Annotated in this window: 15 protein-coding genes; 12 read left to right on the plus strand and 3 right to left on the minus strand. The window is 61.1% G+C overall.

Features of this window, described 5'->3' with window-relative positions; genetic code table 11:
* Positions 1–8: 8 nt before the first annotated feature.
* From rph to hemW, 3 genes are read left to right on the plus strand one after another with little or no spacing between them, the layout of a single operon-like run.
* Positions 9–725 (plus strand): ribonuclease PH, encoded by a 717-nt coding sequence (gene rph / locus GQF03_RS17890; RefSeq protein ID WP_161340664.1) that lies wholly within the window; start codon positions 9–11, stop codon positions 723–725.
* Positions 722–1,345, plus strand: a complete 624-nt coding sequence (gene rdgB, locus GQF03_RS17895; RefSeq protein WP_162858498.1) for an RdgB/HAM1 family non-canonical purine NTP pyrophosphatase — start codon at positions 722–724, stop codon at positions 1,343–1,345. Before rph ends, rdgB begins: the two co-directional genes overlap by 4 nt.
* Positions 1,323–2,504, plus strand: coding sequence for a radical SAM family heme chaperone HemW (gene hemW / locus GQF03_RS17900; RefSeq protein ID WP_161340665.1), 1,182 nt, complete (start codon positions 1,323–1,325; stop codon positions 2,502–2,504). Before rdgB ends, hemW begins: the two co-directional genes overlap by 23 nt.
* Here hemW and GQF03_RS17905 read toward each other — a convergent pair.
* Complete coding sequence (locus tag GQF03_RS17905) at positions 2,496–3,944, minus strand: penicillin-binding protein activator (RefSeq protein WP_161340666.1); 1,449 nt, start codon at positions 3,942–3,944, stop codon at positions 2,496–2,498. The two genes, hemW and GQF03_RS17905, sit on opposite strands and share 9 nt — an antisense overlap.
* 138 nt (positions 3,945–4,082) lie before the next feature.
* On the opposite strand from GQF03_RS17905, the gene GQF03_RS17910 reads away from it, so the two are divergent.
* The 4 genes from GQF03_RS17910 (at position 4,083) to GQF03_RS17925 (ending at position 7,778) form a co-directional block, all read left to right on the plus strand.
* A complete protein-coding gene (locus GQF03_RS17910; RefSeq protein WP_161340667.1) occupies positions 4,083–4,466 on the plus strand; it encodes a YraN family protein in 384 nt (127 codons plus the stop codon).
* A 74-nt stretch (positions 4,467–4,540) separates the two neighbouring features.
* Positions 4,541–5,134 (plus strand): BON domain-containing protein, encoded by a 594-nt coding sequence (locus tag GQF03_RS17915; protein WP_161340668.1) that lies wholly within the window; start codon positions 4,541–4,543, stop codon positions 5,132–5,134.
* Positions 5,135–5,211: 77 nt separating this feature from the next.
* Entirely contained in the window at positions 5,212–6,168 is a 957-nt protein-coding gene (gshB, locus tag GQF03_RS17920; RefSeq protein ID WP_161340669.1) for a glutathione synthase, read from the plus strand.
* An 86-nt stretch (positions 6,169–6,254) separates the two neighbouring features.
* Entirely contained in the window at positions 6,255–7,778 is a 1,524-nt protein-coding gene (locus GQF03_RS17925; RefSeq protein WP_161340670.1) for a YifB family Mg chelatase-like AAA ATPase, read from the plus strand.
* A gap of 6 nt (positions 7,779–7,784) precedes the next feature.
* Here the strand turns inward: GQF03_RS17925 and GQF03_RS17930 are convergent, their stop codons facing one another.
* Positions 7,785–8,567 carry a tetratricopeptide repeat protein gene (locus GQF03_RS17930; RefSeq protein ID WP_161340671.1) on the minus strand — a complete coding sequence of 261 codons (783 nt, stop codon included), beginning with the start codon at positions 8,565–8,567 and terminating at the stop codon, positions 7,785–7,787.
* Positions 8,568–8,637: 70 nt separating this feature from the next.
* Between GQF03_RS17930 and GQF03_RS17935 the strand changes: the two genes are divergently transcribed.
* Genes GQF03_RS17935 through GQF03_RS17950 form a run of 4 tightly spaced genes read left to right on the plus strand, consistent with a single transcriptional unit; the run spans position 8,638 to position 11,170 of the window.
* Positions 8,638–9,366, plus strand: coding sequence for a hypothetical protein (locus GQF03_RS17935; RefSeq protein ID WP_161340672.1), 729 nt, complete (start codon positions 8,638–8,640; stop codon positions 9,364–9,366).
* Position 9,367: 1 nt separating this feature from the next.
* A complete protein-coding gene (locus GQF03_RS17940) occupies positions 9,368–10,234 on the plus strand; it encodes an SDR family oxidoreductase (RefSeq protein WP_161340673.1) in 867 nt (288 codons plus the stop codon).
* A gap of 40 nt (positions 10,235–10,274) precedes the next feature.
* Positions 10,275–10,859, plus strand: a complete 585-nt coding sequence (locus tag GQF03_RS17945) for a TetR/AcrR family transcriptional regulator (protein WP_161340674.1) — start codon at positions 10,275–10,277, stop codon at positions 10,857–10,859.
* The gene (locus tag GQF03_RS17950) at positions 10,856–11,170 is read left to right on the plus strand and encodes a hypothetical protein (protein WP_161340675.1); all 315 of its coding nucleotides are present in this window, start codon (positions 10,856–10,858) and stop codon (positions 11,168–11,170) included. Before GQF03_RS17945 ends, GQF03_RS17950 begins: the two co-directional genes overlap by 4 nt.
* Here the strand turns inward: GQF03_RS17950 and GQF03_RS17955 are convergent.
* On the minus strand, positions 11,165–11,737 hold the full coding sequence (locus tag GQF03_RS17955; RefSeq protein ID WP_161340676.1) for a TlpA family protein disulfide reductase: 573 nt from the start codon (positions 11,735–11,737) through the stop codon (positions 11,165–11,167). The genes GQF03_RS17950 and GQF03_RS17955 overlap by 6 nt on opposite strands.
* 39 nt (positions 11,738–11,776) lie before the next feature.
* Here GQF03_RS17955 and argH point away from each other — a divergent pair, with 39 nt between their 5' ends.
* The gene (argH, locus tag GQF03_RS17960; protein ID WP_161340677.1) at positions 11,777–13,177 is read left to right on the plus strand and encodes an argininosuccinate lyase; all 1,401 of its coding nucleotides are present in this window, start codon (positions 11,777–11,779) and stop codon (positions 13,175–13,177) included.
* The last annotated feature ends 127 nt before the right edge of the window (positions 13,178–13,304 follow it).

The raw sequence follows: 13,304 nt of genomic DNA on the forward strand, positions 1-13,304 counted from the left end.
GAAGTTTCATGCGCCCCTCCGGCAGAGCCCCCGACCAATTGCGCGACATCGTTATGGAACCCGGCTATGCGAAGAATGCCGAAGGGTCCTGTTTCATCAAATGCGGCGATACCCACGTGCTCTGCACCGCCAGTATCGAGGATCGGGTGCCGCCGTTCCTGCGCAACACGGGCAAGGGATGGGTGACGGCGGAATACGGCATGTTGCCCCGCTCCACCGGATCGCGCATGGGCCGGGAGGCCGCGCGGGGCAAGCAGCAGGGCCGCACCGTCGAAATTCAGCGACTGATTGGCCGGTCCTTGCGGGCGCTCGTCAATTTTGAAGGCTTCGGCGAACGCCAGATCACGGTTGATTGCGATGTTATCCAGGCCGACGGCGGGACGCGCACGGCCTCCATCACCGGGGCCTATGTTGCGCTCTATCAGGCGTTTGACAAGCTGGTTGAGCAGGGGAAAATTCTCGAAATCCCGATGAAGGGGCAGGTCGCGGCCGTGTCCTGCGGGATCTATCAGGGCACGCCCGTTCTCGACCTTGATTATCCCGAAGACAGCAATGCCCAGGCCGACGCTAATTTCGTCCTGACCTCGGAAGGGCAGATCATCGAGATTCAGGGCACGGCTGAGGAAAACCCGTTCAGCGAAGCGGAATTCGCCTCTCTCTTCTCGCTCGCCAAGAAGGGCGTCAGGGATCTGTGCGTGTTGCAGCGCCAGGCCCTCGGCATTTGAGCGGGCATCGGAAATTCGACGGCTCGAAGCTCGTCGTCGCCACCCATAATCCGGGCAAGCTTCGCGAGATTGGCGATCTTTTGGCGGCGTTCGACGTGACGCCTGTCTCTGCCGGTGATCTTGGCCTGCCGGAACCGGTGGAGGATGGGAAGACCTTTATCGCCAATGCTGAAATCAAGGCGCTGGCCGCGGCAAGGGGCGCGAATATGGCGGCGCTCAGCGACGATTCCGGTTTTGCGCTGGCGGCGCTTGACGGCGCGCCCGGCATTTTCTCGGCGCGCTGGGCGGGGCCGACAAAGGATTTCTCGCTCGCCATGCAGAAGGTTGAGGACGAACTCCGAAAAGCTGGCGCCATGACGCCAGAGCAGCGCCGCGCCCGGTTCATCTGCGCGCTCACCCTCGCCTGGCCCGACGGTCATGTGGAGAGTTTTGAAGGCACGGTCGAGGGCACGGCCATCTGGCCGCCGCGCGGCGACAAGGGCTTCGGCTATGATCCGGTTTTTCAGCCCGACGGGTATGAGGTGACCTTCGCCGAGATGGCGCCGGAGGAAAAGCATGCCATGAGCCACCGTGCCGACGCCTTCCGGCAGCTGATCGATGCCTGCTTCGACAAAAAATAGGGCCCCTGATCCCGGCTTCGGACTTTATTTTCACTGGCCCTTCTGCCGGAAGAAATGCCCGTACTGCGATTTCAACAGCCACGTCCGCGAGACGGTTGACCAGCGACGCTGGACCGCGGCGCTGCTGCGGGAGCTCGATCATTTCGCGCGGCAATCCTCGCAAAAAACGCTGACCAGTATTTTCTTTGGCGGCGGCACCCCCTCGCTCATGGCGCCCGAGACGGTCGGGGCGCTGATCGACGGCGCGCGATCGCATTTCGCCTTTGCCAGCGATATCGAGATCACGCTGGAAGCCAACCCCACTTCGGTCGAGGCGGCGTCTTTTAAAGGATATGCCGGGGCCGGGGTGACGCGGCTTTCCCTCGGGGTGCAGTCGATGCGGGATGAGGCGCTGAGATTCCTTGGGCGGGAACATTCCGTCGGTGAGGCGTTGCAGGCGATCGAGCTAGCGCGGGAGACCTTCGCCAATATCTCCTTCGACCTGATCTACGCCCTGCCGGGACAAAGCATCGAGGATTGGCGGGCCGATCTTGAGCGGGCGCTCTCGCTGGCGGGCGATCATCTCTCGCTCTACCAGCTTACGATCGAGCCCAACACGGGATTTGCCGGTGCCGTCCGCCGGGGTGACTTCGCCCTGCCGCCCGAAGAGAATGCCGAAGCGCTTTTCGAGATGACGCAGGCGGTATGCGCGGCGGCGGGATTGCCGGCCTATGAGATTTCAAACCATGCCCGGCCCGGATTCGAATGCCGCCATAACCTCACTTACTGGCGCTATGGCGAATATATCGGCGTCGGCCCGGGTGCGCATGGGCGACTGGTTCGCGGTGGGGTGAGAACGGCCTCGCAACAGAGGAAGCGTCCGGAAAGCTGGCTTTCGGCGGTCGAGTCCGCGGGCCATGGCACGGAAGCGGAAACACCGCTCGACCGGCCGCTTGAGGGCGCGGAGGAACTGCTCTTGATGGGGCTGCGACTTGCCGAAGGCGTCTGGTTCGAGAATTTCTCCGCTGCCATCGGGGCGCCCATAACCGACTTTCTGGATCGGCCGCGGCTCCGTCGGCTGATAGACGCGGGATTGATGGAGATGGACGGGCGGCGGCTGCGCGCAACGGATCGCGGCCGTCTCGTCCTCAATAGCCTGCTGCCGGAAATCCTAGTTTAGCGCGGGCGCGAAGCTGTCCGGGGCGGGTTCCAGTACAAGCTGCCCCTTCGGTCCGACTTCCAGCACCGCAAGGCCGCGCTCCGCCACGCCGTTTTCCGGGAAGCGGAAGATGCCGTCATATCCCGTAAAGCCGCTGGGGTTTTCAATATCCTCGCGCTTGAAACGGGCATCGACGGGATCGAGCGCCATGATCCCGGCAAGCGCCATGGCGTCATAGGCAAGGCTGGCAATGCGGGAGGGCTGATAGCCATAGAGGCTTTCAAACCGCTTCCGGAATTCCGCCGCCTTGGCGGGGGCGGGGGCGGAAAACCAGCCGCCCACCAGCGCCGGTTCCGCCGACAGGGACGGATCTTCCCACAGGCCGGTGCCGATAAACTGCACGATTTCCGGATCGACGTCGTAATAGGAGAGGAGCGACGCCAGTTCCTTCAGGCGCGCGCCGCCTTCAGGGATGACCAGGGCATCGAACGTCACCTCGCCGAACGTGTCCAGCTTCTCCAGCCGTTTGACATAGTCTTTCGACTGATCGTCTTCCTTGCTCTTGTAGAGCTGGATTTCCTTGAGCAGCTGTTTGTGCCGGAGATCGTAATCGCCGAGGGTTTTCGCGATCTCGTGAAGGTCCTGCGAGCCTGGCGCGACATTGACCGGATAGCGCACTGTCCGATCGAGGAAAAGGCCGAGATTGCCCGTGGTTTCGGTGACATTCCGGACCACCGCGTCGCCGTAGGGCGTATTCGGCGCGAGCACCGCGAAATTGAACAGGCCCTGCCGGTAGGCGAATTCCATCACCCGCCGGATCTGCTGTCCGACCGTCAGTCCCATCACATAGACCCCGTCACCGGCAACCGTCGTATCCGTCGAGAAGGTGATGACATTGACGCCGCGCGATTGCGCAAGCGGCCGGACCGTGGCAACGGAAGAGGAGAAAAGCGGACCCAGGATAAGCTCCGCGCCTGAGACGAGCGCCTCCGCCGCGGCGCTTTCCGCGCCGCGCGGCGTCCCTTGCGTATCGAAGGGGAGAAGTTGCACCTGACCGTTCGCGAGGTCGAAAAGGGCAATATTCGCGGCCTTCAGGAGGTCATTGCCGACAGCCGCCGCCGGGCCGGACAGGGGCAGCAGGATGGCGATTTTTATGGGCTCGGTTAGGCCCGCCGGCGCGGTCGCGCGCAGGCCGGTAACGGCGGGGCCCGGCTCGATCAGGCGGGCGAGCGGATCAACCGTCGGCGTATTGGTAAGATCCTCATAGGACGGCGTGCGTTTCGGCGGTAGCAGGTCCTTGAGATCTTGGGCGCCTTTCGCATTTGTGGTATCTTCCTTGATGTCCTTTTGTTCGCTTTCGCTCACCTTGGCGGGCTGACAGGCGGAGATCAGGAGCAGGAGGATACCGGCAAGGCAGAGGGAACCCACGGATTTCCAATTGAACTGGTAAAGTAACGCCATGACAGTTTTTCCGGGAAGCAACTTTCCACTCCGCTGGTTTTCTAAAGGACTCCTGATCCAAAAGACTAGGTAAGGCCCGTCAGGCGGGCAAGCAAATTGTTGAACGCGGTATCATTAACGGCATTATGGGGCGACATTTTGGCACATCCGTCGAAAGACGCGCTTAAACGCAAACGGCGGCGCGCCTATATAAGGGGGCGCTGGGCCGAGTTTCTGGGCGCGGGCCTGCTCCGGCTCAAGGGCTATCATATCGTTGCCCGCGGCTACCGCAAACCCTTCGGCGAAATCGACATCATCGCCCGCCGCGGTGATCTTCTCATCGCCGTCGAGGTCAAGGCGCGCGCGCGAATCACCGATGCGGCGGATGCCATCAGCGCCAAACAGCGGCGGCGCATTTCCCGGGCACTCGAAGCCTTCGTCATGGAAAGGCCAAAATTCAATGGTCTGAATGTTCGCTTCGACGTGCTGCTGGTCACCTCGGCCTGGCGGTTGCCCCATCATGTCGTGGCGGCGTGGGAATAGGGCGATCAAGCCCTTTCAACCGGCGGAAATTGGTTTTATAGTGGCCGGACAATCATAGTTAAAGGCGTACCGGAATGAAATTAGTTGCTTATGCTCTCTTCGCTCTCTCCTCCCTCCTTACCCTGAGCGGCTGCACGCCGACGGTGATCCTTGGTGGTGCGGCAATCGGCGGCGTCGCCGTGGCGGAGGAACGCTCCGTCGGCACGGTGATTGACGATGCGACCATCAAGGTCCAGATCGGCAACGCCATTTTCCAGAAGAGCGAGCCCATGTTCACCTCCACCTCGACCACGGTGATCGACGGCGTCGTCCTGATAACCGGCGAGGTGCCGACGCCTGAAGACCGGGTGGAAATCTCGCGCCTGATCTGGGGCGTGAAGGGCGTCAAGGAACTGCATAACGAAGTGAAGGTGGCGGATAGCGAGGGCCTCTCGAATTTCGCGTCCGACAGCCTGATCACGACCAAGCTGAAACTGCTGCTGCTGCGCGATCCGGAAATCATGAACATCAACTATTCCGTCGATACGGTGGACGGGACGGTCTACCTGATGGGGATCGCCCAGAACGAGGCGGAACTGCAGCGCGTCAAGAACCACGCCAAGGAGATTTCCGGCGTCCGTCATATCGTCAGCTATGTCAAATTGAAATCGGAGCTGAACGAGGCTTGAACCGATGGCTCGGGCGGGATAGGCTCCCGCCACAGAAACAACAGCGGCGCATCACAATAAACAGAAGGTCGTGAAGAATGAGTCTTGCCGTAGCCATCCAGATGGATCCCATCGAAAATATTGATATCAACGGGGACAGCAGCTTCGTCCTCGGGCTGGAGGCGCAGGCGCGCGGCCACGGCCTGTATCATTACGGTCCGCAGGATATGTCGTTCTCACAGGGACGCATCATCGCACGCGCCCGCCCGATCAAGCTCAAGCGGGAGTTCGGCAATCATTTCACCGCCGGCGAGGCGGAGCGGATCGACCTTGCCACCATGGATGTGGTGCTGATGCGCCAGGATCCGCCCTTCGATATGTCCTATATTACGGCGACCCATCTTCTTGAGCATATTCATCCGCAGACCCTGGTGGTCAACGATCCGGTCAGCGTGCGGAATGCGCCGGAAAAGCTGTTCGTCACCCATTTCGATGGCATCATGCCGCCAACGCTGATTTCCTCGAACCTACGGGAAATCAAGGAATTCCGGGCCGAATTCAAGGATATCATCGTCAAGCCGCTCTATGGTAACGGCGGCGCCGGGATTTTCCATATCAAGCCGGAGGATGAAAATCTGACGGCGCTCTGCGAGATGTTCACGCAGTTCTATCGCGAGCCGATGATCGTGCAGAAATACCTGCCGGAAGTGCGTGTCGGCGACAAGCGCATCATCCTTGTGGACGGGGAGCCAGTCGGCGCCATCAACCGGGTGCCGCAGGAAGGCGAGGTCCGCTCCAACATGCATGTCGGGGGAAAGGCCATGAAATCCGCCCTTACCGCGCGGGAGGAAGAGATTTGCCATGCCATCGGTCCGGCGCTGAAAGAGCAGGGGCTGATCTTCGTCGGGATTGACGTGATCGGGGATTATCTCACGGAAATCAACGTGACCTCCCCGACCGGTATTCAGGAAATCAACCGCTTCGACGATGCCAAACTGGAAACCATCATCTGGGACCGGATCGAGGAAAAGGTAAAAGCCGCCCGCAATTACTGACATTTTCCTGTCAATTTTAACCATGAAGAATCTGGCGGCACATGCTATCGTTGAACGCATGATGCGGTAATATTCTGAAAATTGGTATGCAGGCAAAGATAAAGACCGTTGCCTTTCAGGGGCTCGACGTGCGGGAGGTGGATGTGCAGGTGATGATGGCCTCCGGGCTGCCCGCCTTCACGATCGTCGGCCTTGCGGACAAATCCGTTGCCGAAAGCAAGGAGCGGGTGCGCGCGGCGCTGACCTCCCTCGGCGTCGGCCTGCCGCCCAAACGCATTACCATCAATCTCGCCCCGGCGGACCTGCCCAAGGAAGGGGCGCATTACGATCTTCCCATCGCGCTTGGCGTGCTGGCGGCGATGGGTATCCTCCCCGCCGATGAGCTGGATGATTACTACGTCATGGGCGAGCTGTCGCTGGACGGGAGCTGCAATCCGGTCTCCGGCGTGCTGCCCGCGGCCGTCGCCGCCGTGGCGGAGGACAGAAACATCATCTGCCCCGAAGCCTCCGGCCCGGAAGCGGCCTGGGCGGGGGAGCTTGAGGTGCTGGCGCCGCCGAGCCTGCTCGCTCTCATCAATCATTTCAAGGGAACGCAGGTGCTGACCCCGCCCGCGCACGGCGACATCCTCGATGAGGTGCTGTCTCTCAAGCTTGAAGACATAAAGGGGCAGGAAACGGCGAAGCGGGCGCTTGAAGTTGCCGCGGCGGGCGGACATAACCTGTTGATGACCGGGCCGCCGGGGTCGGGCAAATCAATGCTGGCGTCACGGCTCCCCGGCCTGCTGCCGCCGCTCGATGCCGCCGAAGCGCTGGAAGTCAATATGATATCCAGTATTGCCGGCGAGATGAAGGAGGGCCGGCTTTCCCGCCGCCGTCCCTTTAGCGACCCCCATCATTCGGCGTCGGTTGCCGCCATGGTCGGTGGCGGCCGCGGCGCGAAGCCGGGAGAGGTCTCGCTCGCCCATCTCGGCGTTCTCTTCCTCGATGAGTTGCCGGAATTCAACCGCCAGGTTCTGGAATCCCTGCGTCAGCCCGTCGAGAGCGGCAAGGCCGTCGTTGCGCGCGCCAACCTGCATGTCACCTATCCGGCGCGGATGCAGCTTGTCGCGGCGATGAACCCCTGCCGCTGCGGTCATTTGGATGATGCGTCGCTGGCCTGCGCGCGGGCGCCGAAATGCGCGATGGAGTACCGCTCCCGCATCTCCGGGCCGATGCTGGACCGCATCGATATCCATGTCGATGTGCCCGCCGTTTCCGCCGCAAACCTGACCCTGCCGCCGCCGACGGACACGACGGAGATGGTCGCCGCGCGCGTGTTTCGGGCCCGGGAAATCCAGCGTGAACGCTATAAGGATATCGATCACGCGACGCCCATCCGAACCAATGCCGATGCGGAAGGGGAAATTCTGGAACAATTCGTTGACTTTGATACGCCGGCGCGACACCTATTGCAGGACGCCATCGGCAAGTTGAAACTCTCCGCGCGCGGCTATCACCGGGTCTTGCGGGTCGCCCGCACCCTCGCCGATCTGGAGGCAAGCGAGGCCGTCAGCCGCTCCCATATCGCCGAGGCGCTGGAATACCGCCGCCGCCTCGCGATGGGCGGGTAGACGCCGCTATTTATCCTTGTTGACGTCAATGGCTTCCAGATGGCGGCGGGCTTCGTCGCCGGCCGGGGAGTTGGGGACAAGCTCAAGCACGCGGAGCCAGTCCGTCCGGGCGAGATCGGTTTTCCCCGATTTCTGGTAGAGGATGCCCCGCTCGATCAGCGCATCGGCGAGGTCGGGCTCAAGCGACAGGGCGAGCTCGACATCCTCGAGCGCCCGCACATCATCCCCGAGCTGGCGCCAGGCGGCGGCGCGGAAGGTGAGCGCATCGGCGCGGGCCGGGTCGAGCTTGAGCGCGAGATCGAGATCATCGAAGGCGCGCTTGTAGTCGCCGACGCGCGCGAGAATCCGGCTGCGGTCGATGAGAAGGTCGATATTCTCGGGTTCGATCCCGAGCCCCGTCGTGGCGACCGCGTTGGCCCGTTCATATTCCTCCGCCAGAAGCCAGACATTGGCGGCCTGCGTCAGCACCGGGACGACAAGATCGGAGCCTGCCGCCTGCATATCCTCCGCCAGTTCCTCGAGCGTCAGCGCCGCATGATCATATTTCTTCATGGCCACCAGCGCCAGCGCGACACAATGGCGGGCCGGAAATCCGCCCCCGGAATCGCGCCAGGCGAGGGCGGATTCGAAGGCCTTCTCCGGCTCCCGCCGTGTCAGCGTGAGGCAGGCTTCATACTCGCTTTCCTGCGTCCGGATCCCATCCGCGGCACCCGCACCGAGCGCGGCGGATTGCGGGAGGGCGAGCGAGATTGCCGGTGCAAGAAAGAGGAAGAGGGTTTGCGCGCGCATAAAATGCCTTAAATTGGTCTTGATTCGACCTTACATGCCGAAACGGATTGATTATTTTGGGAGTTCTACCATGAACAGACTGGTTATCGCTACCGTTGCTTTTCTCAGCTTTGCCCCTCTTGCCGCGGCGGCGGACATGCCTCACCGCACCTTCGCCCAGCAGGACCAGGTCGTCCTCAACCTGACAAGCGAGGGCTGGGTAAAAACCGATACGGCGCGGGTTTCCGTCTTCATCGAGCTTGTCCAGCAGGAGGAAGGCGCCGACGCGCTGAAAAAGAAGATTGATGGCTCGCTCCAGTCCCTCGCCAAGGATGTCGACTGGCGCATCACCTCCTCGCGGCAGCAGCTCGACCAGACGGGCCTGAACCGCTGGTATGTCACTGCCGAGGCGCGCATTCCGGAAGCCGCGATCTCGGGCCTGCAGGACAGGGCGAAGGAAGCGAGCAGCCCGGGGTACAAGGTCAACATTTCGGATGTGGATTTCACGCCTTCCCTCGCCGAGTTCGAGAAACTGAAGGCGGATTTGCGCGAGCAGATTTACCAGCAGGCGCTCGATGAAGTTGCGCGGCTCAACAAGGTAATGCCGGGCGCGGATTATCATGTCCGCAAGGTCGATTTCGTGCAGCTCTATCCGGTGCAGGCCATGGACGCGGCGCCGCGCACGATGATGATGAAATCGGGCATGGCGGCCGAATCCTCGGGCTCGCAGGGCGGGGCCGAGCTTCTCGTCTCGGTCAAGCAGTCGGTCTCCGCGCAGGTCGTGCTTGGCCGGAGCGCCATGCCGATGAAACAGGAATAGCATGACGAAGCGGCTTTTCTGTTTCGGTTTCGGCTTCACGGCGCGCCAGATCGCGGCGGATTATCCGGCGTGGCGGGTGATGGGCACAAGCCGGTCGCCTGCCTTCGATCCGGCGCCGCACGCGCCGTCGCTGTTCGCCTTCCGACGCGGCCAGCGGATCGAGAGTTTCGCCGAAATCGCCAGGAATGTGAGCCATATCCTGCTCTCCATCCCGCCGGATGACGCGGGGGATCCGGTGTTCGACGTGATGGCGGAGGATATTCTCCGCCTGCCGAAGCTGGAATGGGTCGGCTATCTCTCGACGACCGGCGTCTACGGCGATCTCGACGGCGGATGGGTCGATGAGGATACCCCCTACAACCCCTCCGGCGATCGCGGGCGGCGGCGGATGCGGGCGGAACAGGACTGGCGCGGGCTATATGAACGAAAAGGCCTGCCGGTCCATATTTTTCGCCTGCCCGGGATTTACGGACCGGGCCGCAACCAGCTTGTCTCGCTGCAGTCGGGCAAGGCCCGGCGCGTCGTCAAGGACGGCCAGGTCTTCTCGCGCATCCATGTCGCCGATCTTGCCGCGATCCTGATGGCCTCGATGGAACGGCCGAATCCGGGCGCCATCTTTAATGTCGCCGATGACGAACCCGCCCCGCCGCAGGATGTGGTCACCTACGCCGCAGAGCTTCTCGGCATGGATCCGCCGCCCCTGATCGACTTCGATTCCGCCGATCTCAGCCCCATGGCCCGCAGCTTTTATGCGGACAGCAAGCGGGTCAGCAACGCGAAAATCAAGTCGGAGCTTGGGATTTCCCTAAAATATCCCACATACAGGGAAGGTTTGGCGGCTTTGCTTCCCGCCAGAATCGGTATATAACCATTCTAAAGACTGTATTTGAGGCCGGATGGAACAGTAGATGGCACGGACGAAATGCTTTAATCGCGAAGAGGCGCTGGAAAAAGCCATGCAGGCTTTCTGGGCGAAGGGCTATGAGGCCACGTCCGTCCAGGACCTCGTCGAATGCATGGGCATCAACCGCGGCAGCCTGTATGACACCTTTGGCGACAAGCACAGGCTGTTTCTCGAAGCACTCGATCAGTATGGCACCGGGGCGCTGCTGCGCACGGACGTGCTGCGCGGGGAGGGAAATCCGCGCGAAATCCTTTCCCGCTTCATGTATGTCTTCATGCAGAAACAGGTGATGGACCCGAAACGCCGGGGCTGCTTCATGACCAATGCGGCGGTCGAGCTCTGCTCCCGCGATGACGAATGTGCGGAACGGGTGCGCGTCTTCTTTGAGGACATGGAGGATGCGCTTAAAGAGCTCATTGCCCGCGGGCAGCGCGAGGGAACCTTCAACACAAAACGCGATGCGGCCAGCCTCGCGTCTTTTTTTGTCGGCGTCATGCAGGGCATGCGGGTCGTCGGCAAGGTCAACCCGGATGAAGCGGTGCTTCGTCCCATGGTCGATGTGGCGCTGACGGTTCTGGACGGCGAATGACCGAACTCGGGATTGATCTTTGGGGCGCCGTGTTTCAGGCGGCCTCCTTCCTCTCTTTAATGGCGATTCCCTGGACCGACGGAAAAATACGGGTGGTTCTGGCCGTGCTGGCGACCGCCGGGATTGCCGCAATCCTCGGCTTTCAGCTTTATATCGGCATCCAGAAAGAGGATATGGCGCTCGGCATGGAGCTGATGATCGTCACGATCACGAATGTCGTGCTTTACTTCGCCATCAGCTGGGGGGTCGAACGGCTCTTTCGCCTTTATCTGCTCAAGCGCCGGAAAGATCGCTCGCCGCCGACGTCATGACCCGTCGATGATGTGGCGGATCAATGCCTTGGCTTCCGGCGAATCCCACTCCGCGGGGCCGACAAGACGGCCGATTTCTTCTCCGTCCCGGTTCAGCAGGATGCTCGCCGGCAGCCCGAAAACACCGGAATCGCGGCCGGATTTCACGGTTTTATCGTTGCGCGGCGCAAGGTTCCGGATGCCCAGCTTCTTGAAAAAGCCTGTTACCTTTTCCATGCCCTGAAGGTCCTGACCGATCGCGAGAACCTCGAAATCATCACCGCCCATTTCCCCTTGCAACCGGTCAAGGCTCGGCATTTCCTTGCGGCAGGGCGCGCACCAGGTGGCCCAGAAATTGATGAGGACGACCTTGCCGCGATGATCGGAAAGCGTCTCCTCCGCTCCCTCGCTATTCAGGAAGGTGAAATCCTTGAAGGCGCGGGGCGTCTCATAGGGGGCGAAATTCTGCATCTCGCCGGTCAGCAACGCGTTCAGATTTTCCGAGAAAGCTGTTGATGTTCCCGCCACAAGCCCTGTAAATGTAAGCAAGAAAAGCAGGCCTGTGACTTTCATGGGTTTGTTCATCATGGTTGTTAAACGTCCAATTGTTACTAAGCGAGCCAGATTATGAGCGCAAACGAGCTTTGGGGTGGCAGATTTGCCAAAGGCCCCGCCGAAATTATGGAACGGATCAATGCCTCCATTGACTTTGATCGCCGGCTCTATGCCCAGGATATAATGGGTTCGATGGCGCATTCCAGTATGTTGATGGCCTGCAAAATCATTTCCGAGGAAGATGGTAGGAAAATTCAGGAAGGCTTGCAGACAATTCTTCGTGAGATCGAGGCGGGGAATTTCAAGACCGACCCGGCGCTTGAAGATATCCATATGCATGTGGAGGCGCGGCTTCGCGAGCTTATCGGCGATGCGGCGGGACGATTGCATACGGCGCGGTCGCGCAATGACCAGGTGGCGACGGATTTCCGGCTCTGGGTGCGCGACACCATGGATCATCTGGATGGGGAGCTTGCCGATCTGCAGGATGCGCTTCTGGATCAGGCGGAGGCGGAGGCCGATACGGTGATGCCGGGCTTCACCCATCTGCAGGCGGCGCAGCCGGTCACCTTCGGTCATCATATGCTTGCCTATGTGGAGATGTTCAGCCGTGATCGCGGGCGGCTCAAGGACGCGCGGGCGCGGCTGAACGAAAGCCCGCTGGGCTCCGCCGCGCTGGCCGGCACCTCTTTTCCCATCGACCGGGAGATGACGGCGAAGGCGCTCAAATTCGATCGGCCGACGGCGAACTCGCTCGACGGCGTGTCGGATCGGGATTTTGCGCTGGAATTCCTCGGCTTTGCTTCCATCTGCTCGATGCATCTCTCCCGCCTCGCGGAGGAGATCGTCATCTGGTCGAGCGCGCAGTTCCGCTTTGTTGAATGCTCCGACAGTTTCTCGACCGGTTCCTCGATCATGCCGCAGAAGAAGAACCCGGATGCGGCGGAGCTGATCCGCGGCAAGGCTGGGCGTAGCGCGGGCGCCTTCACGTCGCTCCTGATGATGATGAAGGGCCTGCCCATGACCTATGGAAAGGATATGCAGGAAGACAAGGAACCGGTCTTCGATGCCGCCGACAACCTGCAGCTTTGCCTCGCCGCCATGAGCGGGATGATCCGCGATATCACGGTCAATGGGGAGGTGATGACGGCGGCCTCCGGCGCGGGCTTCACCACGGCAACCGATCTTGCCGACTGGCTGGTGCAGAAACTCGACATGCCCTTCCGCCAGGCGCATCATGTAACCGGCGCCCTTGTAAAGCTCGCCGAGGATAACAAATGTGGGCTTGAGGATTTGTCCCTCGCCCAGATGCAATCGGTCGAGAGCGGCATCACGGATGATATATATAAGGTGCTCGGCGTTCAGAATTCTGTTGCCAGCCGAGTGAGTTACGGCGGTACGGCGCCCTCGAACGTGCGCGAGCAGGTTACGCGCTGGCGCAAACGGCGGGCGGAAGAAGGGGGCGGAAAATGAAACGATTGCTAGCAGGGGCCGTCCTGATTGTGATGACACTCGGATTATTGTCGGCCTGCGGTGTAAAAAGCCCACCCAAATATTCCCCGGATGCGCCAAAATCCGAACAGAAGACAGACTAGTTTTA

The organism is Sneathiella chungangensis (assembly GCF_009882935.1).
Taxonomy (GTDB): Bacteria; Pseudomonadota; Alphaproteobacteria; order Sneathiellales; family Sneathiellaceae; genus Sneathiella; species Sneathiella chungangensis.

What these genes read in the sequence shown, in the direction of transcription:
- rph (WP_161340664.1), top strand. Translation starts at nt 9, where the DNA reads ATGCGCCCCTCCGGCAGAGCCCCCGACCAATTGCGCGACATCGTTATG.
- hemW (WP_161340665.1), top strand. Translation starts at nt 1,323, where the DNA reads ATGCCTGCTTCGACAAAAAATAGGGCCCCTGATCCCGGCTTCGGACTT.
- GQF03_RS17905 (WP_161340666.1), bottom strand. Translation starts at nt 3,944, where the DNA reads ATGGCGTTACTTTACCAGTTCAATTGGAAATCCGTGGGTTCCCTCTGC.
- GQF03_RS17915 (WP_161340668.1), top strand. Translation starts at nt 4,541, where the DNA reads ATGAAATTAGTTGCTTATGCTCTCTTCGCTCTCTCCTCCCTCCTTACC.
- gshB (WP_161340669.1), top strand. Translation starts at nt 5,212, where the DNA reads ATGAGTCTTGCCGTAGCCATCCAGATGGATCCCATCGAAAATATTGAT.
- GQF03_RS17925 (WP_161340670.1), top strand. Translation starts at nt 6,255, where the DNA reads ATGCAGGCAAAGATAAAGACCGTTGCCTTTCAGGGGCTCGACGTGCGG.
- GQF03_RS17930 (WP_161340671.1), bottom strand. Translation starts at nt 8,567, where the DNA reads ATGCGCGCGCAAACCCTCTTCCTCTTTCTTGCACCGGCAATCTCGCTC.
- GQF03_RS17935 (WP_161340672.1), top strand. Translation starts at nt 8,638, where the DNA reads ATGAACAGACTGGTTATCGCTACCGTTGCTTTTCTCAGCTTTGCCCCT.
- GQF03_RS17940 (WP_161340673.1), top strand. Translation starts at nt 9,368, where the DNA reads ATGACGAAGCGGCTTTTCTGTTTCGGTTTCGGCTTCACGGCGCGCCAG.
- GQF03_RS17945 (WP_161340674.1), top strand. Translation starts at nt 10,275, where the DNA reads ATGGCACGGACGAAATGCTTTAATCGCGAAGAGGCGCTGGAAAAAGCC.
- GQF03_RS17950 (WP_161340675.1), top strand. Translation starts at nt 10,856, where the DNA reads ATGACCGAACTCGGGATTGATCTTTGGGGCGCCGTGTTTCAGGCGGCC.
- GQF03_RS17955 (WP_161340676.1), bottom strand. Translation starts at nt 11,737, where the DNA reads ATGATGAACAAACCCATGAAAGTCACAGGCCTGCTTTTCTTGCTTACA.
- argH (WP_161340677.1), top strand. Translation starts at nt 11,777, where the DNA reads ATGAGCGCAAACGAGCTTTGGGGTGGCAGATTTGCCAAAGGCCCCGCC.